The sequence below is a fragment of the Nocardia sp. FBN12 genome (genome assembly GCF_050320175.1).
Lineage (GTDB): Bacteria > Actinomycetota > Actinomycetes > Mycobacteriales > Mycobacteriaceae > Nocardia.
In genome coordinates this window covers 7,225,777-7,244,237 of sequence record NZ_CP190048.1, presented here as the reverse complement: position 1 = coordinate 7,244,237, position 18,461 = coordinate 7,225,777, and the positions used below count along the sequence as shown (strand labels likewise).

General features: G+C 67.9%; 19 protein-coding genes and 1 pseudogene. 13 read left to right on the top strand and 7 right to left on the bottom strand.

Going from position 1 to position 18,461, the window contains the following annotated elements:
- The first annotated feature begins 22 nt into the window (after positions 1-22).
- From ACQHI0_RS33975 to ACQHI0_RS33960, 4 genes are read left to right on the top strand one after another with little or no spacing between them, the layout of a single operon-like run.
- Complete coding sequence (locus tag ACQHI0_RS33975; RefSeq protein ID WP_427905762.1) at positions 23-1,021, top strand: ABC transporter substrate-binding protein; 999 nt, start codon at positions 23-25, stop codon at positions 1,019-1,021.
- A complete protein-coding gene (gene entS, locus ACQHI0_RS33970; protein WP_427905761.1) occupies positions 1,018-2,247 on the top strand; it encodes an enterobactin transporter EntS in 1,230 nt (409 codons plus the stop codon). Before ACQHI0_RS33975 ends, entS begins: the two co-directional genes overlap by 4 nt.
- On the top strand, positions 2,244-3,083 hold the full coding sequence (locus tag ACQHI0_RS33965) for a siderophore-interacting protein (protein WP_427905760.1): 840 nt from the start codon (positions 2,244-2,246) through the stop codon (positions 3,081-3,083). Before entS ends, ACQHI0_RS33965 begins: the two co-directional genes overlap by 4 nt.
- Positions 3,084-3,086: 3 nt before the next feature.
- Complete coding sequence (locus tag ACQHI0_RS33960; protein WP_358061797.1) at positions 3,087-3,302, top strand: phosphopantetheine-binding protein; 216 nt, start codon at positions 3,087-3,089, stop codon at positions 3,300-3,302.
- A gap of 97 nt (positions 3,303-3,399) precedes the next feature.
- Here ACQHI0_RS33960 and ACQHI0_RS33955 read toward each other — a convergent pair whose 3' ends face one another.
- The gene (locus ACQHI0_RS33955) at positions 3,400-5,049 is read right to left on the bottom strand and encodes a (2,3-dihydroxybenzoyl)adenylate synthase (protein WP_427909384.1); all 1,650 of its coding nucleotides are present in this window, start codon (positions 5,047-5,049) and stop codon (positions 3,400-3,402) included.
- A gap of 87 nt (positions 5,050-5,136) precedes the next feature.
- On the opposite strand from ACQHI0_RS33955, the gene ACQHI0_RS33950 reads away from it, so the two are divergent.
- The 4 genes from ACQHI0_RS33950 to ACQHI0_RS33935 all read left to right on the top strand — a co-directional run bounded on the left by ACQHI0_RS33950 (position 5,137) and on the right by ACQHI0_RS33935 (position 9,074).
- The gene (locus ACQHI0_RS33950; protein ID WP_427905759.1) at positions 5,137-6,021 is read left to right on the top strand and encodes an SDR family oxidoreductase; all 885 of its coding nucleotides are present in this window, start codon (positions 5,137-5,139) and stop codon (positions 6,019-6,021) included.
- A gap of 9 nt (positions 6,022-6,030) precedes the next feature.
- Complete coding sequence (locus ACQHI0_RS33945; protein ID WP_427905758.1) at positions 6,031-7,230, top strand: isochorismate synthase; 1,200 nt, start codon at positions 6,031-6,033, stop codon at positions 7,228-7,230.
- A gap of 39 nt (positions 7,231-7,269) precedes the next feature.
- Positions 7,270-7,938, top strand: a complete 669-nt coding sequence (locus ACQHI0_RS33940) for an isochorismatase family protein (protein WP_427905757.1) — start codon at positions 7,270-7,272, stop codon at positions 7,936-7,938.
- 137 nt (positions 7,939-8,075) lie between these two features.
- Positions 8,076-9,074: an ABC transporter substrate-binding protein gene (locus ACQHI0_RS33935; protein ID WP_427905756.1), complete on the top strand. Its 999-nt coding sequence runs from the start codon at positions 8,076-8,078 to the stop codon at positions 9,072-9,074.
- A 40-nt stretch (positions 9,075-9,114) separates the two neighbouring features.
- On the opposite strand, the gene ACQHI0_RS33930 is transcribed toward ACQHI0_RS33935, so the two are convergent.
- The 4 genes from ACQHI0_RS33930 to ACQHI0_RS33915 all read right to left on the bottom strand — a co-directional run bounded on the left by ACQHI0_RS33930 (position 9,115) and on the right by ACQHI0_RS33915 (position 13,228).
- Positions 9,115-10,206 carry a mechanosensitive ion channel family protein gene (locus ACQHI0_RS33930; RefSeq protein ID WP_427905755.1) on the bottom strand — a complete coding sequence of 364 codons (1,092 nt, stop codon included), beginning with the start codon at positions 10,204-10,206 and terminating at the stop codon, positions 9,115-9,117.
- 165 nt (positions 10,207-10,371) lie between these two features.
- Positions 10,372-11,790, bottom strand: coding sequence for an NAD(P)(+) transhydrogenase (Re/Si-specific) subunit beta (locus ACQHI0_RS33925; protein WP_427909383.1), 1,419 nt, complete (start codon positions 11,788-11,790; stop codon positions 10,372-10,374).
- A gap of 17 nt (positions 11,791-11,807) precedes the next feature.
- Positions 11,808-12,110 carry an NAD(P) transhydrogenase subunit alpha gene (locus ACQHI0_RS33920; protein WP_056818017.1) on the bottom strand — a complete coding sequence of 101 codons (303 nt, stop codon included), beginning with the start codon at positions 12,108-12,110 and terminating at the stop codon, positions 11,808-11,810.
- A complete protein-coding gene (locus tag ACQHI0_RS33915; protein WP_427905754.1) occupies positions 12,110-13,228 on the bottom strand; it encodes a Re/Si-specific NAD(P)(+) transhydrogenase subunit alpha in 1,119 nt (372 codons plus the stop codon). The genes ACQHI0_RS33920 and ACQHI0_RS33915 overlap by 1 nt, the downstream gene beginning before the upstream one ends.
- Before the next feature lie 386 nt (positions 13,229-13,614).
- On the opposite strand from ACQHI0_RS33915, the pseudogene ACQHI0_RS33910 reads away from it, so the two are divergent.
- The 3 genes and pseudogenes from ACQHI0_RS33910 to ACQHI0_RS33900 all read left to right on the top strand — a co-directional run.
- A pseudogene (locus ACQHI0_RS33910) lies at positions 13,615-14,076 on the top strand (HIT family protein); the annotation flags it as partial.
- Positions 14,073-14,912, top strand: a complete 840-nt coding sequence (locus ACQHI0_RS33905) for a maleylpyruvate isomerase family mycothiol-dependent enzyme (RefSeq protein WP_427905753.1) — start codon at positions 14,073-14,075, stop codon at positions 14,910-14,912. The pseudogene ACQHI0_RS33910 and the gene ACQHI0_RS33905, both read left to right, overlap by 4 nt.
- Positions 14,912-15,553 (top strand): Type 1 glutamine amidotransferase-like domain-containing protein, encoded by a 642-nt coding sequence (locus ACQHI0_RS33900; protein WP_427905752.1) that lies wholly within the window; start codon positions 14,912-14,914, stop codon positions 15,551-15,553. Before ACQHI0_RS33905 ends, ACQHI0_RS33900 begins: the two co-directional genes overlap by 1 nt.
- Before the next feature lie 5 nt (positions 15,554-15,558).
- Here the strand turns inward: ACQHI0_RS33900 and ACQHI0_RS33895 are convergent, their stop codons facing one another.
- Positions 15,559-16,050, bottom strand: a complete 492-nt coding sequence (locus ACQHI0_RS33895) for a GtrA family protein (RefSeq protein WP_427905751.1) — start codon at positions 16,048-16,050, stop codon at positions 15,559-15,561.
- A 97-nt stretch (positions 16,051-16,147) separates the two neighbouring features.
- The gene (locus ACQHI0_RS33890) at positions 16,148-16,459 is read right to left on the bottom strand and encodes a hypothetical protein (protein WP_427905750.1); all 312 of its coding nucleotides are present in this window, start codon (positions 16,457-16,459) and stop codon (positions 16,148-16,150) included.
- A 320-nt stretch (positions 16,460-16,779) separates the two neighbouring features.
- Here ACQHI0_RS33890 and ACQHI0_RS33885 point away from each other — a divergent pair, with 320 nt between their 5' ends.
- Together ACQHI0_RS33885 and ACQHI0_RS33880 are read left to right on the top strand one after the other, a co-directional pair.
- Positions 16,780-18,153, top strand: coding sequence for an FAD-binding oxidoreductase (locus ACQHI0_RS33885; protein WP_427905749.1), 1,374 nt, complete (start codon positions 16,780-16,782; stop codon positions 18,151-18,153).
- 19 nt (positions 18,154-18,172) lie between these two features.
- Positions 18,173-18,457, top strand: coding sequence for a GNAT family N-acetyltransferase (locus tag ACQHI0_RS33880; RefSeq protein ID WP_427905748.1), 285 nt, complete (start codon positions 18,173-18,175; stop codon positions 18,455-18,457).
- The last annotated feature ends 4 nt before the right edge of the window (positions 18,458-18,461 follow it).

Here is an 18,461-nt window from a genome sequence, read left to right as displayed (position 1 = left end):
AAAGATGAGGACAACCCCTTCCATGTTCACCACACGATCATCGGGCAGGCTCCGCGCCACCCTCGCCCTGCTGGTTCTCGCGCTGATCGCAGCGCTCACCGGCTGCAGTAGCTCCTCGGGCGACACCGCCGCACCCACCGGTCCGCGCGAGGTCCAGACGCCGAAGGGCACCGTCTCCGTGCCCGCCGATCCGCAGCGGATCGTCGTGCTCAACGGCACCCTGGCCGGCTACCTCTACGACCTCGAGGCGCCCGTCGTCGCCGCCGACCCGCGCCTGCTCGGCGTGGCAAGCAAGCCCGGCGAGTTCCCGACCGGCTGGGCCGAGGACGCGGCGAAGCAGGGCACGAAGGCCCTGCCGACCGGCGAGAACATCAACCTGGAGTTCATCGCCGCCCAGCGCCCCGACCTGATCATCGGCGGCGGCCAGGGCTACCCGGCCCAGCAGTCGGTGAACGCCTACGACCAGCTCAGCGCGATCGCCCCGACCGTGCTGGTGCCGACCGAGACCACCTACTGGCAGGACCAGCTGCGGGTGATCGCCGATGTGGTCGGCAAGCCGTCCAAGGTCGACCAGCTGATCACCAACTACAAGGACAAGCTGGCCAAGGCCAAGGCCGCCATCAAGGCGCCCGCGGGCAACACCGTGATCATGCAGTCGCTCAAGAGCCAGAAGCCGACCGCGTTCGTGCCGACCGCCGCACTGCCCACGCTGCTGTCGGAGGTCGGGTTCACCCTGGATCAGCAGCTCGAAGCCAAGGCGGGCAACCCCGCTCGCGAAGGCAGCGCCGACTTCATCAGCTTCAGCCCGGAGCTGCTGAACACCGCCGTCGACGCGCCCGTGCTGTTCATGATCCCGCTCAACGGCGGGCGGAGCCTGGCTGAGCTGCGGGCCGACCCGATGTACGCGTCGCTGCCCTCGTTCAAGGCGAACACGGTCTTCGAGCTGCCCGCCACCAGCTCGCGTCCGGACTACCGCACGGTCATGACCACGCTCGATCTGCTCGTGGAACGCTTCAAGTGACAGCGGTCGGCGGCCTGCTCATCGACATCAGCCCGCTACGGACCTCGCGTCCGTTCCGGTGCGCGTTCGCGGCGCGGCTGGTGTCGGTGCTCGGGCTCGGGCTGCTCATGGTGGCCCTGCCGTTGCAGGTCTATCAACTGACCGGCTCGACCCTGCAGGTCGCCGGCATCGCGACAACCACCGCGGCTGCACTGTTCGCAGGCAGCCTCGCCGGCGGGGTGATCGCCGACCGCTACGACCGGCGCACCGTGATCCAATGGTCGCGCAGTGCAGCAGGTTTCGGCTTTCTGATGCTCGGCATCAATGCCGTGCTGCCGGATCCGATGCTGTCGGTGATCTATCTGGCCGCCGTCATCGACGGGCTCGCGGGCGGGGTGAGCGGCTCGGCCCTGATGGCACTGGTCCCGATGCTCGTCGGGCGCGACAAGATCGCGGCGGCAGGCGCTTTGACCGCGCTCACCACCGACGTGGGCACGATGATCACGCCCGCGATCGCCGGTGTGCTCGTCGCGCAGGCGGGGGTGTCGGTCGCGTTCTTCCTGTGCGCGGGCGCCACCGCCGCCACGGTCGGACTGATCACCGCGATCGGTCCTGCCCCACCGCCGGCCCGCGAGCTGCAGAACCCGCTGCGCGAATTGGCGATCGGCATTCGATTCGCCGTGCAGCACAAGACTATTCGAATCATCTTGCTGACCGGCATGATCGCCATGCTGGTCAGCGGGCCACTGGTGCTGCTGCCCGCCTACGCCGATGTCGAACTCGGCGCGGGCCCCGGCACCCTCGGCCTGCTCTACGCCGCGCCGGGCGCCGGTGCTGTCATCGGCTCGCTCACCAGCGGCTGGATGAGCCGCACCCGCTACAACGGTTTGGCCCTGCTGATCTCGCTGGCACTCATGCCACTGGGGGTGATCGCCGCCGGACTGTGGTCGCACGCGGCGCTGGTCTTCCTCGGGCTGGCCGGATTCGGCCTGGCCAGGGCGGTGAACATCGTGCTGCGCTACACCCTGCTGCAACAGCAGGCGCCTGAGGAACTGCGCGGCCGGATGGCCGGGCTGCTCATGGTGCAGTCGGTGACCGGCACCGCGATCGGCTCGATGGTCGCCGGTTTCGTCGGCCAATTCTTCGCACCTGGCTCCGCGCTCGTGATCTACGGCGTCGCGGTCCTGGTACTCACCGGCGTGGTGGCACTCGCCGCCGGGCCGCTGCACGGAAAGGAACAGCAGTGACAGATCGCAGTGGCTATGCCGCGCGCATCGCCGAAGTGCTCGCCAGTGAGCACGGCGCCAAGGTCCCGTATCCGATCGGACTGCAGGAAGTGGAGGTGATCCGCACGGTCGCCGTCGGGGCCGGGCTGCTCAGGATCACCTTCGGCGGTCCCGATATCGCGTCCTTCCACAGCTACGTGCCGGATGAACATGTGCGCCTGGTCTTTCCGTGCGAGGACGGCGTGCTTCGCCTGCCCGCGCGCGACGGTCAATCACTCGAGTGGGGCAACCCGCGACCGGTGTCGCGCGAATACACCGTGCGCCGCCACAGCATCGCCGACAACGAACTCGACATCGATTTCGCGATCCACCCCGGCGGCTTGGCCTCGGAGTGGGCGAGCGCGGCGACCCCGGGCACCAAGATCCACATCGCGGGCCCGCCCGGCGGCGTCGTCGTCCCCGAGTCCTACGACAAGTTCCTCTTCGTCGGTGACATCACCGCACTGCCCGCCATCGCGCGCTGGCTGGAACGGTTGCGGCGGACCGCGCAGGGCTGGGCGTTCATCGAGGTGACCGGACCCGAGGAAGAGATCGAGATCGACGCGCCCGAGGGCATACAGGTGCGCTGGCTGCACCGTGGCGACCTCGAGCCGGGCACCGGTGACGCACTGGAGAAGGCCGTGCGCGGCGTGGAAGTTCCGGCTGGACAGCGCGTTTACGCGTGGGTCGCGGGCGAGGCCGGATGCCTGCGTGGCATTCGCAAGGTCGTGCGCGGCGAACTCGGCATCGGCCCCAAGGACTCACTGATCGCCGGCTACTGGAAGCGCGGCGTCGCCGACTTCGATCGAGAGGAATGAGCGATGACCGACGAACAAGTCATCACCGATGTGGCCACGGCACTCGGCGTCGACCGATCCGAACTGGCCACCGATACCGACCTGCTCGACGCGGGGCTCGACTCCGTACGCATCATGTCGCTCGTGGAGAAATGGCGGTCGGCCGGACATGCAGACATCGACTTCCCCACGCTCGCCGGTGATCCCGTGCTCGGGTCGTGGATCGAACTGCTGGCCTGAGCGCGCCGTTCGGGTGCGGGTCGGCGGTGACAGTGTGCCACCGCCGACCCATTCGGATGCCGGGCGCCGCGTCAGCGAGAACCTGCGAGCCGCCCTGTCAGTTGCCGTGCGCACCGTCGGCGAGGGCCTGCCGCAAATCCTTGCGACTGGTCTTGCCGACGCCGGTTTCCGGGAATTCGTCGACAACCACGACCGTGTCGGGCATCTTCCACGCCGCGACGCCGCGCGAGCGGACGAACTTGCGCACCGAGATCAGCGTGGGTCGCTGCGCGGGATCGATCGGCTGGACGAAGGCACAGATACGTTGACCCAGCACCGGATCCGGTGTTCCGACGATGACAGCGTCGCGGACCGCGGGATGTTCGAGCAGGTGCGCCTCGAGCTCCTCGGCCGACACCTTCTCGCCGCCCCGGTTCACCCAGTCGCCTGCCCGGCCCGCGACCACGAGGTTGCCGTCGGGGCGCACGGACACGATGTCGCCGGTGCGGTACCAGCCGTCGGCGGTGAAGCTGCGGGCGTCAGCGTCGGGGTTGTTGTAGTAGCCGCGAATTGTGTAGGGGCCCTGCGTGATCAGGTTGCCTGTACCGCCCGGCGCCACCTCGGTTCCGCTGTCGTCGACGACGGCGAGCTGATCGTGCTCCGACATCGGCCGCCCCTGGGTGCTGACCACCACGTCGATCGGGTCGTCGAGCCGGGTGTAGCAGACCAGGCCCTCGGCCATACCGAACACCTGCTGCAAGGTCACCCCGAGCGCGGGACCGATCCGGCGGGCGAGCTCGTCCTGGCACCGCGCCCCGCCTACCTGGAGCACTCGCAGACTGGACAGATCAGGGGTCTCGCCCGCCTCGGCACGCTCGGTCCACAGCCGCGCCAGCGGGGGCACCAGGCCCGTGATGGTGACGCCGAACCGCTCGATCAGCGGAAAGGCCGTCGCCGGAGTCGGATCCGGCGTCATCGCGACCGCGCCGCCCGCCCACAGTGCGCCCAGGATGCCGGGCGAGCTCATCGGGAAGTTGTGCGCGATCGGCAGCGTCGCGAGATAGACGGTCGCGTGATCGAGTGCGCAGATCTCGGCGCTGCGGCGCACGCTGTAGAGGTAGTCGTCGTGGGTACGGGCGATGAGCTTCGGGATGCCGGTACTGCCACCCGACAGCTGCAGGAACGCCACATCGCTGGCCGACGGACCCGCCAATTCGGCAGGGGTGTCCCGATATTCGTCGATGCCGTGCGCGCCATCGGGCAGCGACTCGCAGTCGATCAGCAGCAGGTGGCGCAGACTCTCGACCTCGGCGCGCACCTCGGCGGCCAGCGCCGCGTAATCGAATCGCTGATGAGTGCCACAGGTGATCATCGCCGTCGCCGCGGCGGCCTGCGCGATCGGCACCAGCTCGGCCTTGCGGTGGGCGGGCAGACAGAACACCGGCAGCGCGCCGAGTTTGAACAGCGCGAAGATCACCTCGACGAACTCGGCGCGGTTGGGCAGCTGCACCAGCACCCGGTCGCCGGGTGCGATGCCGAGGCGGACGAAACCGGTCGCGAGCGAGCTCGAACGGTGGTCGAGTTCGGCGTAGGTCCAGCTGTTCGCGTCGTCGAGGACCGCGATCCGGTCCGGCGCCGCGACCGCGCGCGCGGTGAGCACATCGCCGAATGTCTCACCGGTCCAACAGTTCTGCTCTCGATAGCGTTGTGCCAGCTCAGCGGGCCATGGTGTGAAGCCGGGGAGCACGGGATCGGTCAAGTCGAGCACCTCTTTCCAGCGGGTCTTCGGAATTCCTCGCCGGAAGCTGTGAGGGAAGCTAACCACCCGACGATGAAATCAGGTTAGGCTAACCTCATGCATAGTGGTGAGTCCAGAGGGCGGATCGTTGTCGTCACCGGCGCCGCGGGGGGCATCGGCGCCGCGATCGCCGCCCGTTTCGCCGGTGAAGCCCGGGTCCTCTCCCTGTGGGACCGCGACCCCGCCGTACACACGGCCGCCGCGGCAGTGGCGGCGTCGGCCGGGGGCCGCCTCTCGCGCGACACCGATGCCGTGTCGACGTCGGCCGCTCGGGGCGCCGCGACCGGGGCGCGTGGAACAGCCTATGCGCCAACACAATCTGTTCACGGCGTCGAGGTCGATGTCAGCGATGCCGGTTCCGTGCGCGCGGCCTTCGACCGTCTCGTCACCGAATACGGGCCGCCCGATGTCGTCGTGCACGCGGCCGGACTAATGGTCGGTGGCTCCGCGCTGGAGCTCGACCCCCAGGACTGGGCGCGTTGCCTGACCGTCAATGCCACCGGCACGATGCTGGTCACCCAGCGCGCGGCCGCCGAGATGGTGTCCGCCGGTCGCGGGGCGATCGTGGTCGTCTCCTCGAACGCGGCCGCCACGCCACGCGTCGGGATGGCCGCCTACGGCGCCGCCAAGGCCGCCGCGACCGCGTTCACCCGCTCCCTCGCCCTGCAGGTCGCGCCGCTGGGCGTGCGGGTGAACCTGGTTTCGCCGGGCTCCACCGATACCCCGATGCTGCGCGACATGTTCGGCGGCACCGTCGACGACGCGGCCGAGAACGCGCTGCTCGACGGCGATCCGAGTGTCTATCGCCTCGGAATCCCCTTGCGGCGCATCGCCACTCCCGCCGATATCGCGGGCTCAGTCCACTTCCTGGCGTCCGAGGACGCCCGCCACATCACCATGCACGACCTGCGGGTCGACGGTGGCGCAACGCTCGACATGTGACCGAGAGGAATGATCACCATCAGTACCGACAGCTCAGACCCCGCTTTCCTGCTGTCCCGTCCGCGGCGGACCGTGTCCGCCACCGCGGGCGGGACGGTCTTCCGCTCGGCACACGAGGCGATCACCGCGCTGCGCAGTGGCCGGATCAGCCACATCGTCGGCGCGCTACCGTTCACGCCCGGTGCCCCGGCCGCACTCTGGGCGCCGGATTCGGTGACGATCACCGAGGCGCCGCACCAGCCAGGTGCGCGGGTGCTCGATCCGCAGGCGGCTCCCCTGCCCAGCTCGCAGGGATCCCCCCGTGAGCCCAGCTCGCGTGCGCTCCCGCAGTTCGAATTCGACGCGGCGCTGCCCACGCCGGAGGAGCACCGGCAGCGCGTCGCCAACGCCGTCGAACTCCTCGCCGACCCCGCCCATCCGCTGCGAAAGGTGGTGCTGGCCAGAGCCGTTCGTGCTCGCTCCGCGAATCCGGTTCGCGCGCTGGACATTCTCGACATGATGATCGCCTCGGATCCGATGTCGAACGGCTTCCTGGTCGACCTGTCCGCGGCGGGTGGCCGATATCCCGGTCGACACCTCGTCGGCTCCAGCCCGGAGATCCTGGTGCACCGCACCGGAAACCAGGTCCTAAGCCATCCGCTGGCAGGTTCGGCTCGCCGCGTGCTCGACGACAGCAGCGCCGACCGGAGCGCCGCCGACACCCTGCTCGCCTCCACCAAAGACCTGGCCGAACATCGCTTCGTCACCGATCAGGTTTCGGCCGTACTTCGCGACCGGTGCGCCGAAGTCCACACTCCCGCACCGGAACTCATGGCCACTCCGGCCATGTGGCACATCGGCACCCCGATCACCGCCACCGTCCCGCTCGCCGGGCCCTCGGCGCTCGAGCTGGCCGTAGCCCTGCATCCGACGCCCGCGATCTGCGGCACACCCACCGCGGCGGCGGCCCGCGTCATCGCCGAACTCGAGGGCGAACGCGGCTTCTACGCGGGCGCGGTCGGCTGGTGTGATGCCGACGGCAACGGTGAGTGGATGGTGAGCATCCGCTGCGCCGAACTGTCCGCCGACGGCACCACCCTGCTCGCCCACGCGGGCGGCGGGATCGTCGCCGCCTCCGACCCCGCCGCCGAATTGGCTGAGACCACCGGCAAATTCCAGCGCATCCTCGGGCCGCTCGGTATCGCCGACCTGCCCGTCAGCGTCGGCTGACCCCCGCCGACCCCACCGAAGAGCCAACGGAGATCCCGCATGCCCATCCCCCCGATCGCGCCGTACCCGATGCCGAGCGCGGACGAATTCACCGCCGCCCAGGTCGACTGGACCGCCGACCCCGGCCGCAGCGCGCTGCTGATCCACGACATGCAGCAGTACTTCCTCGACGCCTACGACCTGTACCGCGACCCCGCCCGCACCCTCATCACCAATATCGCCAAGTTGCGCGACCACTGCCACCAGCTCGACATCCCGGTCATCTACACGATGCAACCCGGCGACCAGCATCCGTCCCGGCGCGGCATCCTCGCGGACTTCTGGGGTACCGGCATGTCCGAGGGTGCCGACACCGAGGTGATCAACGCCATCGCCCCCGATCCACGCGACATCCAGGTCACCAAGTGGCGCTACTCCGCCTTCCAGCGCACCGACCTGCGTGAACTGCTGGGCTACTACGGTCGCGATCAGCTTCTCATCACCGGCGTCTACACCCACATGGGCTGCATGCTCAGTGCCGCGGAGGCTTTCATGGGCGATGTCCGCCCCTTCCTCGTCCACGACGCCACCGCCGACTTCAGTCGCGACGAACACATCATGGCGCTGAATTACGTCGCCCGCCGCTGCGGCGCCGTCACCAGCACCGACAATCTGATCGATCAGCTCGGCAGCGCGCAGGTGGAATCCACCGAACGCCGATCTGCCTGATCCTCGATTCGAGCGCGGTTGTGGCACAGCCACTTCCGTGAACGACCAAGGGCCCTGCCGTTGCGCGCGACGGCAGGGCCCTTCTGGCCGCCGCATCCCGTTGGGCGGCAATCCCATAGAGAACAGGAACACCGTTCATGTCAGTTCATCAAATGACGGCGCGCATGCGTGCCGCCGTCGCGCTCCTGATCGTCGCGGTGGCCGCGACAGCCGCGGGCTGCGGCGGCTCCACCGCCGAACAGGCGGCAGGCACCGGCACTCGCCAGGTGGAAACCGCCAAGGGCCTCGTCACCGTGCCCGCCGACCCGCAGCGCATCGTGGTCCTCAACGGCGCGCTCGCCGGCTACCTCTTCGACCTCGACGCCAACGTGAAAGCCGCGGACCCGCGCATCCTCGGCCTCACGCTGAAGCCCGGCGAGTTCCCCCCGTCCTGGGCCGCGGACGCCAAGGAACAGGGCGCCGTGACGGTGCCTTCCGGAGACGACCTGAACCTGGAGTTCATCGCCGCCCAGCGGCCGGACCTGATCATCGGCGGCGGACCGGGCTATCCGGGCCAGCAGACGATCAAGAACTACGACAAGCTCACGGCCGTCGCGCCCACCGCGCTAGTGCCGTCGGATGCCACCAACTGGCAGGACCAGTTGAAGTCGGTGGCCAACATCGTGAACCGCGTCGACAAGGTGGACACCATGATCACCGCCTACAACGACAAAGTCGCGAAGGTGAAATCGACTGTGAAGCTGCCGCAGGGCGCGACTGCCGTGATGCAGTCCCAATCGGACGGCAAGCCCATCCTGCTCGTCCCCAATGCCCCGCTGGGCGCGTTGCTCGCCGACGTCGGCTTCACCATCGACGACAAGATCGAAGCGAAGGCGGGCAACCCGACCCGGCCCGCGGCAGGCGACTGGGTGACCTTCAGCCCCGAACTGCTGAGCACCGTCGTCGACGCTCCGGTGCTGTTCGTGATCTCGGTCGACAACGGCCGCGATATCGCCCAGCTGAAGCAAGATCCGGCACTGGCCATGCTCCCGTCCTTCCAGCAGGGCCAGGTCTACGAACTGCCCGCGGACAGCAAGCGCCCGGACTATCGGGTTGCCATGGCGACGCTGGACCTGTTGGCCGAGCGCTTCAAGTGAGACTGCGGCCCGCCTGATCGAGCGCACCGACCGGCAGGGCCTAGCGCGCCGTAGCCCGCGCGCTCTGATCGTCGACGCGATCACCTGCACGTGCGTCTTCGACGGAGTGCGTGATCGACGTCGGGATCTTGGGCAGCGCATAGGCGTGATGGCGCCCGATCCAGTGCAGTAGCTCCTCGCGGACCGCGCAGCGCAGGGTCCACGCGTCGTCGGCATCGGCGGCCGACATCGTCGCACGCACGACGATGTCGGTCGGCGTGCTGTCGGTGACCAGGAGATTCCAGTTGCGACCGTCCCATTCCTCGCAGTCGCGCAGATACGCGTGCAGATGCTCGCGCAGTGCCTGCACCGGGGTGCTGTGGTCGAGGTGCAGCAGTACCGTGCCGGTGACCTGCGCGCCGCCGCGCGACCAGTTCTCGTAGGGCTTGCTGTTGAAATAGGACACCGGCATGGTGAGCCTGCGGTCGTCCCAGATCCGCACGGTCAGGAAGGACAGGGTGATCTCCTCGACGACACCCCACTCCCCTTCCACCACAACGGTATCGCCGATCTTGACCGAGTCGCCGAAGGCGATCTGCAACCCGGCCATGAGGTTGCTCAGGGTCGACTGGGCGGCGACGCCGACGATGATGCCGATCACGCCCGCCGAGGCCAGCATCGAAGTGCCAAGGGTGCGCAGGCTCGGGAACAGCAACAGGATGGCCACCGCGGCGGTGGTGACCACCAGTACCGAGGTGACGATGCGGCGCACCAGTCCGAGCTGGGTGCGCAGCTGACGCACGCGCGAAATCTCGCTGGCGCGTTGGGCGTAGCGGCCGAGCAGGCTATCGGCGGCCACGTCGGTGGCCCGGATGACCAACCACACCGCGGCGATGATGGCCGCTGTCGCCAGGAAGTTCCGGATCACCGCGTCCTGGCGCAGGTCGAGCTCAGCATAGGGGTAGACCCCGTGCAGGGTGACCGTGCCGAGCAGCACCTGAAGCGGCAGTTGCAGTCGCCGCAGCGACGGCAGGTGGACGCTGGGACTGCGGCGCGCCGCGTAGCGCAGCAGACGCTCGACCAGCAAACCCACCGAAACCGTGATCGCCACCGTACCGAGCAGCACGATGATCGGCCGCAATATCTCCTCCACGAGATCGAACTCCTCTCGTTGTCGGCTCACCTCAGGTGGGGCATACCCGCACCCACCGACCACAGACATGACCGTCTGATTGCGAGTCGTGGGGTCGGCACAACGACAAGAGGCTCCGCTGTCCGACGCGAACAGCGGAGCCTCTTGCGGTTGTATTCGGCTGTCTTACAGCGCTTTCAGTTCCTCGGTGACCGCACCGACGGACTTCTTCGCATCACCGAACAGCATCGAGGTGTGGTCGGCGTAGAACAGCGGGTTGTCGATACCGGCGAAGCCGGAGTTCATCGAGCGCTTGAGCACGATGACGCTCTTGGCCTGGTCGACGTTGAGCACCGGCATGCCGTAGATCGGGCTGGACTTGTCGTCGCGGGCGGCCGGGTTGGTGACGTCGTTGGCGCCGATGACCAGGACCACATCGGTGCGATTGAACTCACCGTTGATGTCGTCCATTTCCTTCATCGCGTCGTAGGACACCTCGGCCTCGGCCAGCAGCACGTTCATGTGACCGGGCATGCGACCGGCGACCGGGTGGATCGCGTACTTGACCTCGACGCCCTTGCCCTCGAGCAGCAGCGCCATCTCCTTGACCGCGTGCTGGGCCTGCGCCACGGCCATGCCGTAGCCGGGGACCACGATCACCTGATTGGCGTAGGCCATCTGGATCGCGGCGTCGGCGGCAGAGGTGGCCTTCGCCGTCTTGGCCTCACCGTCGCCCGCACCGGCGACCGCGCCGCCGCCACCGAAGCCACCGGCCACGATCGCGGGGATGGAGCGGTTCATGGCCTTGGCCATCAGGTTGGTGAGGATGGTGCCCGAGGCGCCGACGATCATGCCCGCGACGATCATCGCGGTGTTGTTCAGCGCCAGACCCGCGGCCGCGGCCGACAGACCGGTCAGGGCGTTGAGCAGCGAGATGACGACCGGCATGTCCGCGCCACCGATGGGGAGCACGACCATCAGGCCGAGCACACCGGCGAGCAGGAGCAGCGCGATCATCCACAGCTGCGAGACGCCACCGTTGTCGGCGCCGAGGCCGATCACCACGGCGCACACGATCGCGCCGACGAGCAGCAGCAGGTTCAGCGGCTGCTGCAGGCGGCCGATGCCGATCGGCTTGCCGGACAGGATCTCCTGCAGCTTCGCGAAGGCGATGATCGAGCCCCAGAAGGAGATCGAGCCGATCACCGCGGCGAACAGCGAACCGATGATGATGTGGATGGTCGGTTCTTCGTGCAGGTCGGAAAAGCCCGCGCTGTCGACGAATTCGGCCCAGGCGATCAACGCGACGGTGCCACCACCGACACCGTTGAACGCGGCGACCAACTGCGGCATCTCGGTCATCTTGGTGCGGATGGCGGGCGGAACACCCAGTGCCACACCGACGATCAGGCCGGCGGCGATGAGAATCCAGTTGAGCATGGCGGCGTGGCGCACCGAGATCAAGGTGGCGACGACGGCCAAAGCCATACCGACAGCGGCGATCTGGTTACCACGGACCGCGGTCTTCGGACCGGTCAGGCCCATCAGGCCGTAGATGAACATGGAGAAGGCCACGATGTAGAGGCCGTTGACCAGGTAGGTCATGTTGTCGACTGCGTGCATCACTCGGCCGCCTTCTTCTTACCCTTGAACATGCCGAGCATGCGGTCGGTGACCACGAAACCACCGATGACGTTCAATGTTCCGAACACCACGGCGACGAACAGGATCACCTGCACCAGCAGCGAGGGGTCTTTCACATTGCCCAGGGTCACCAGCGCGCCGAGCACGACGATGCCGTGAATGGCGTTGGTACCCGACATCAGCGGGGTGTGCAGGGTGTTGGGGACCTTGGAGATCACCGCGAAGCCGACGAAGCCGGAAAGCACGAGGATCGCGATATTGGCGAGCAGTTCGGTGTACATCAGGCTTCCACCTCACGGGTGACGCAGGAATCCGCCAGCACCTGATCATCGAAATCAGGGGCGAGCTTGCCGTCGACCAGCATCAGTTCCAGCAGCGCCGAGATGTTCTTCGAGTACAGCTCGGAAGCGTGCTCGGGCATCGTGGCGGGCAGGTTCAGCGGCGAGGCGATGGTCACCTCGTGCTTGACGACGGTCTCGCCGGGTTCGGTGAGTTCGCAGTTGCCACCGGTCTCCCCGGCCAGGTCGACGATCACGCTGCCGGGCTTCATGCCCTCGACAGCGGCCGTGGTGACCAGGCGCGGTGCGGGGCGACCCGGCACCAGCGCGGTGGTGATCACGACGTCGAAGCCCTTGATGGCGTCTTCGAGGGCCTTCTGCTGCTGGGCTTTCTCCTCGTCGGTGAGTTCGCGGGCGTACCCACCCTCACCGGCGGCGTCGATACCCAGGTCGAGCCACTGCGCACCGACCGAGCGCACCTGATCGGCGACCTCGGGACGCACGTCGTAACCGGTGGTCCGCCCACCGAGGCGCTTGGCCGTTGCGAGGGCCTGCAGACCGGCGACACCGACACCGAGTACCAGTACGGTGGCCGGCTTCACGGTGCCCGCGGCGGTGGTGAGCATCGGGAAGAACCGGGTCGACTCCGACGCGGCGAGCAGCACGGCCTTGTAACCGGCCACGTTCGCCTGCGAGGACAGCGCGTCCATCACCTGCGCGCGCGAGATACGCGGAATCGCCTCGACGGCGAAAGCCTGCACACCGGCCGACTTCAGCGCGCCGATCTGATTCTCGGCATTGCGCGGGGCCAGGAAACCGATCATGGTCTGCCCGGAGGACAGCTTGGCCACCTCGGCATCGCTGGGCGGGGCGACCTTGACGACGACCTCGGCCGACCATGGGTCACCGATGGTCGCGCCTGCCGCTACATAGGCAGCGTCGGGGATGAGGGCGCCGAGGCCGGCACCGGCTTCCACGATCACCTCGACACCCTGCTTGGACAGGGCGGGGATGATCTTGGGCACCAATGCGACCCGCCGCTCACCCGGGCCGGACTCGCGAACGACTCCGACACGCGCTCCGCGCGGCGAACCCTCGCCCACGTTTTGCGTTGTCTCCACTAGTCAGACTTCCTTTTCGTGCTGGCTTCGAGCCTGGGAACAACGGGGCAGCCGAAGTTACCTGTGAGTAAGTTCGACTGAAATCCTGGCAACTGTACTCGGCTCGCGGTGAGCCTAGCGGAGATGCCCGTCACAACGGAGAACTGGACTGACGACCACAAAACGGACACCTGGGCCCTGATCAGCTGTAACAACCCGGCGGGCACCGGCCGGTGCCCGCACCCAGATTCGTCGCCGCAGGTGGGGCGTACAAGACCGCACATCCGGGTCGGTTACTTACCTCGACGTCCGGCTCCTGGCCGGATACCCCCACATTCGGCCAGACGTGACGCGCATCATGCCGGTGCGCGGTTCGGGCTGTTGCGCGACCCAGGTCACACCGTAGGGTCGAGGCCGTGAACGACTGCGCCTTCTGTCTGATCGTGGCGGGTGCCGCACCGGCGACCGTGATCTACTCCGACGACGCGGTGTGCGCGTTCCTCGACATCCGTCCCATCACCCGTGGCCATACGCTGATCGTTCCCAAGGTCCACGCGACCGAGCTCGACGATCTCGATCCCGAACTCGGGGCCCGCATCTTCCGTACCGGGCACCGTCTCGCTCGCGCCCTGCGCGTGAGCGGGCTCGCCAGCGACGGAGCCAATCTCATCCTCAACGACGGCACCGCCGCCTTCCAGACCGTCGGTCACGTCCATCTGCACGTGGTCCCGCGCAAACACGGTGACAGACTCACCTTCGCCAAGGGCTTCCTTTTGCGTCGTCCGCACGAACCGAATTCGACCGCAGCGGCGATCCGCGCGGGCCTGTCCGCGCTCGACCAGAGCGAAGCAGAAGGAGCACAGGGATGATCGAGACCCCCGGGCGCGAGCAGCTCACCGATCTGCTCGCCGAGCAGTGGGAAACCATCGGCCTGCTGGTCGCCGACCTGGACGAGAAGGCTTGGCGCCGAACATCTCCGCTGCCCGGCTGGACCCTGTTCGACGTGGTCGCGCACGTGGTCGGCACCGAATCGTGGCTGCTCGGCGATTCACCGCCGCCGCATGACCCGTTGCGTCCCAAGACCGACGTGCGCACGTTGCCGCATGTGCGCAACGAAGTGGCGGTGCTCAACGAGATCTGGGTCGACCGGTTGCGCCCGCTCTCCGGCAAGCGCCTGCTCGCGATGTTCGACGAGACCACCGAGCGTCGCCGGGCCGCACTGGCCGCCATGGACGACGAAGCCTGGCAGGCCTCGACCGTCTCGCCGGTCGGGCAGGTGCCCTACGGGCGGTTCATGCGGGTGCGGCTGTTCGACTGCTGGATGCACGAACTCGACCTGGCCGACGGGATCGGGCGCAGTGTGTCCGAAGGGGGTGCGCGGGCCGAGGCGGCGTTCGCCGAACTGACCATCGGGCTCGGCCGTGCGGTGGTGAAAGGTGCCAAGGCGCCGGAAGGTTCGCTGATCACCGTCGAGCTGACCGGGCCGGTGACCAGGCAGGTACACGTGTCGGTGGCCGGTGGGCGCGGGTCGGTGCTCGACGAGGCTCCCGGTGAGCCGACAACCGTGATCCGGCTGGACTCCGGACTCTTCGCTCGCTTGCGCGGCGGGCGCACCACCGCGGACCGGCACCCCGGCGAGGTCGCCGTCGAGGGTGATACCGCGCTGGGCGAGCGGCTCGTACGGAACCTGGCGTTCACCATCTGATGCGACTGTTCCTGGCCTCGTACCGGTTCGGTGGTTTCGCGGATCGGCTCGCCGGGCTCGTCGGCGCACCGGGGCGGGTCGCGGTGATTCCGAACGCGTGTGACGCGTGGCCCGATGCCTGGGCGTCGGCCGTGATGAGTGATGTGAAACCACTGGAGCAGCAGGGTTATTCGCCGGAGGTTCTCGATCTGCGTGCGTACGTCGGGCAGCCGGACCGGCTGGAACGGCATCTTCGCGGGTTTGCGATGGTCTGGGTGCGTGGCGGCAATACGTTCGTCCTGCGGGCCCAATTCGCCCGCAGCGGTGCCGATTCCGTGCTTACCGCCTTGTTGCGCGCGGATGCGCTGGTGTACGCGGGCTACAGCGCGGGTGCGTGTCTGCTCGGACCCGATCTGCACGGGCTGGAAACCATGGACGACCCAGCCGAGGTGCTGCCCGCCACCGGGATCGAACCACGCTGGGACGGACTGGGTTTGGTGGGTCGTCGGCTGGTCGTTCATCTGGACTCCCCCACTGACCCGGACGGAGAATCCGCGGCGATGCTGGCCAACTGTGTGGCCGAGGAGATCCCGCACTGGGCGCTCACCGACAGCGACGTCGTCCTGGTCGACGGCGATCGCACCGAGGTGCTCCGGGGCTGACCCGATCAGGCAGTGGTCAGCGCCGGTTTGCGGCGGAACACGATCCAGCGCATCGCGCTGTACATGTACACGGCCTCACACGCGCCCGCGAGCAGCCTGGCCACGTGATATTGCACGCCGAGCGCGGCGAGACCCGAGCCGACGCCGAGGATGAACGCCAGATAGTTCACCAGCACCACCACCACATAGACCGCGGCCTGCTTGCCCATCGGGGCGTGCGAGTGGAAATTGAAGGTGCGGTTGAGCAGGAAGGCCAGCCCGAACGCGACGATGTAGGCGAGGGTGATCGACAACCAGACCGCCAGGCCGAGGCCGCTGCGCAGGAGCGTGAGCAACAGCAGGTCGACACCGAAGGTGAAGCTGTTGATCAGCGCGAAGCCGAGGAAGGTGGCGGGCACATAGCGGTCGAGCCCCCACGGCAGCCGCGCGACGACCGCCTCGCACCAACGGGTGAATCGGTCGGCCACCGACTCGGTGACACTCGCCTGATGCTCCACGCCGCCAGCCTGCCAGCGGCAGGTGAAGCCAGGGTGAGCAACCGGCAAACGGGCCGGGCGTCAGCGCCCCGGGGTGCGGCCGACGCGACGCGGAGCGTCAGCGACCGACCGCGGCGATCGGGCGGGTGTCGTAGGTGGTCCATGTGGTGAGGCAGCGGCGACGGGTGAGCTCATCGGACTCGGTGAGGAGCGCATCGCGCAGCAGGCGCGGATCCGCGGCCCAGCCTTCGGCGATCTCGGCCAGCGCGCGGACACCGAACATCCCGGTCGCTTCCAGCGCCCGCAACCATTCGGCGTGTGCGCCGGTGTAGACGCGGTGCATCGCATCGGTGTCGATGCCCGCGTCGGCGAACTCGGCGGCCAACAGCGCACCGACCAGCTCAGCGCGGTTCTGCGGTTCCTTCATCATCGCCAGTCCTCCCTGCGAAAAACGGTGCGGCGCAACAGCGTCGCGTGATCGGCACGCGGGCGGCGCACCGTGGAGCGGAACTCGAAACACGCTGGGCGGCGAGGCAATTCACCGTCGAACACACCCGGTATGGGCATTGTGAAGCATTGGACGGCGTATACACCAACGGGGCGCGCCAAATCACAGTCATGCGGAAACTCACTTGTTCGGCAACACTGCGCATCTGGTCGCATGATCACCAGGCCGCGGTGGATTTCCCTTCTCGGGCGACCAGGACGAACTGCCCGCGAGAGACCGGGTGCGCGGGTTAGCGTGGGTGCGTGGACGAGCGCAGCGTTGACCTCGGTTCGTTGATTTCCGGCTTGTCGGACGGGGCTGTCGTCATCGACCCCGATCTGCTGGCGGGGTATCGCCAGGATTGGGCACGTGATCCCGACGCGGGGACGCCGATGGCCGTGGTGCGGGCGCGCGGGACCGCGGATGTGGCCGCCACGCTGCGCTGGGCACAGGCGAACAAGGTGGCGGTGGTGCCGCGTGGTGCCGGTTCGGGGTTGTCGGGCGGGGCGACCGCGGTGGACGGCGGGATCGTGCTCAGCACCGAGTTGATGCGCGAGATCAGCGTCGACGCGCTCACCCGGATCGCGGTGGTGCAACCGGGGTTGCTCAATGCCGAGGTGAAGCGGGCCGTCGCCGCCGAGGGGCTCTGGTATCCGCCCGATCCCTCGTCGTTCGAGATCTGTTCGATCGGTGGCAACGCGGCGACCAACGCGGGCGGGCTGTGCTGCGTGAAGTACGGCGTGACGACCGACTATGTGCTCGGTATGGAAGTGGTGCTGGCCGACGGGACCGTGGTGCGGCTGGGTGGGCCCCGGCTCAAGGACTCGGCTGGGTTGTCGCTGACGAAACTGTTCGTCGGGAGCGAGGGCACGCTCGGGGTGATCACCGAACTCACCCTGCGGCTGCTGCCCGCGCAGCCACCGCAGTCGACCGTCGTGGCGAGTTTCGGTTCGCTCACCGCGGCGACCGACGCGATCCTGGCCATCACCTCGACGCTGCGCCCCGCCATGCTCGAATTCATGGACACCGTCGCGATCAACGCGGTCGAGGACGAGATGCGCATGGGATTGGACCGCACCGCCGCCGCGCTGCTCGTCGCCCGCTCCGACGCCCCTGGCGAATTCGCCGGGCACGAGGCCCAGCTGATGGTCGACCTGTGCGAGAAAGCCGGGGCGACCGAGGTTTTTCACACCGCCGATGCCACCGAAGGTGAAGCCTTCACCGCCGCACGACGATTCGCGATTCCCGCGGTGGAGAAGATCGGGCCGCTGCTGCTCGAAGACGTCGGGGTGCCGCTGCCCCGCCTCGGCGACCTGATCGCCGGCGTCACCGCCATCGGCGAACGTCACGATGTGCTCGTGTCGGTGATCGCGCACGCGGGCGACGGCAACACCCACCCGCTGATCGTGCACGACCCCACCGATCCCGACAACACCGCCCGCGCCCATCGCGCCTTCGGCGAGATCATGGACCTGGCCATCGCCCTCGGCGGCACCATCACCGGCGAACACGGCGTCGGCCGTCTGAAAAAGGCCTGGCTACCCAACCAGGTCGGCCCCGAGGTCATGGCTCTGACCCGGCGTATCAAAGACGCCCTCGACCCCGAAGGCATCCTCAACCCCGGCGCGGTCCTGTAGCGCGACTAGCATCCGAACCATGACCACCAGGCTCGAACACAACGTCGCCGACACCCGCTACGAGATCTACCACGACGACGTCCTCGCGGGCTACGCCGACTACGCCGAACGGGAAGACACCAAGGTCCGCGACTTCCACCACACCATGACCTTCCCCGAATTCCGGGGCAGAGGAGTAGCGGCCGAAGTCGTGAAATACGGCCTCGACGACTCCCGCGAACACGGCTTCCAGATCATCCCCACCTGCTGGTACGTCGAAAAATACATCGCCGAACACCGGGAATACGCCGACCTGGTTGCCTGATCGG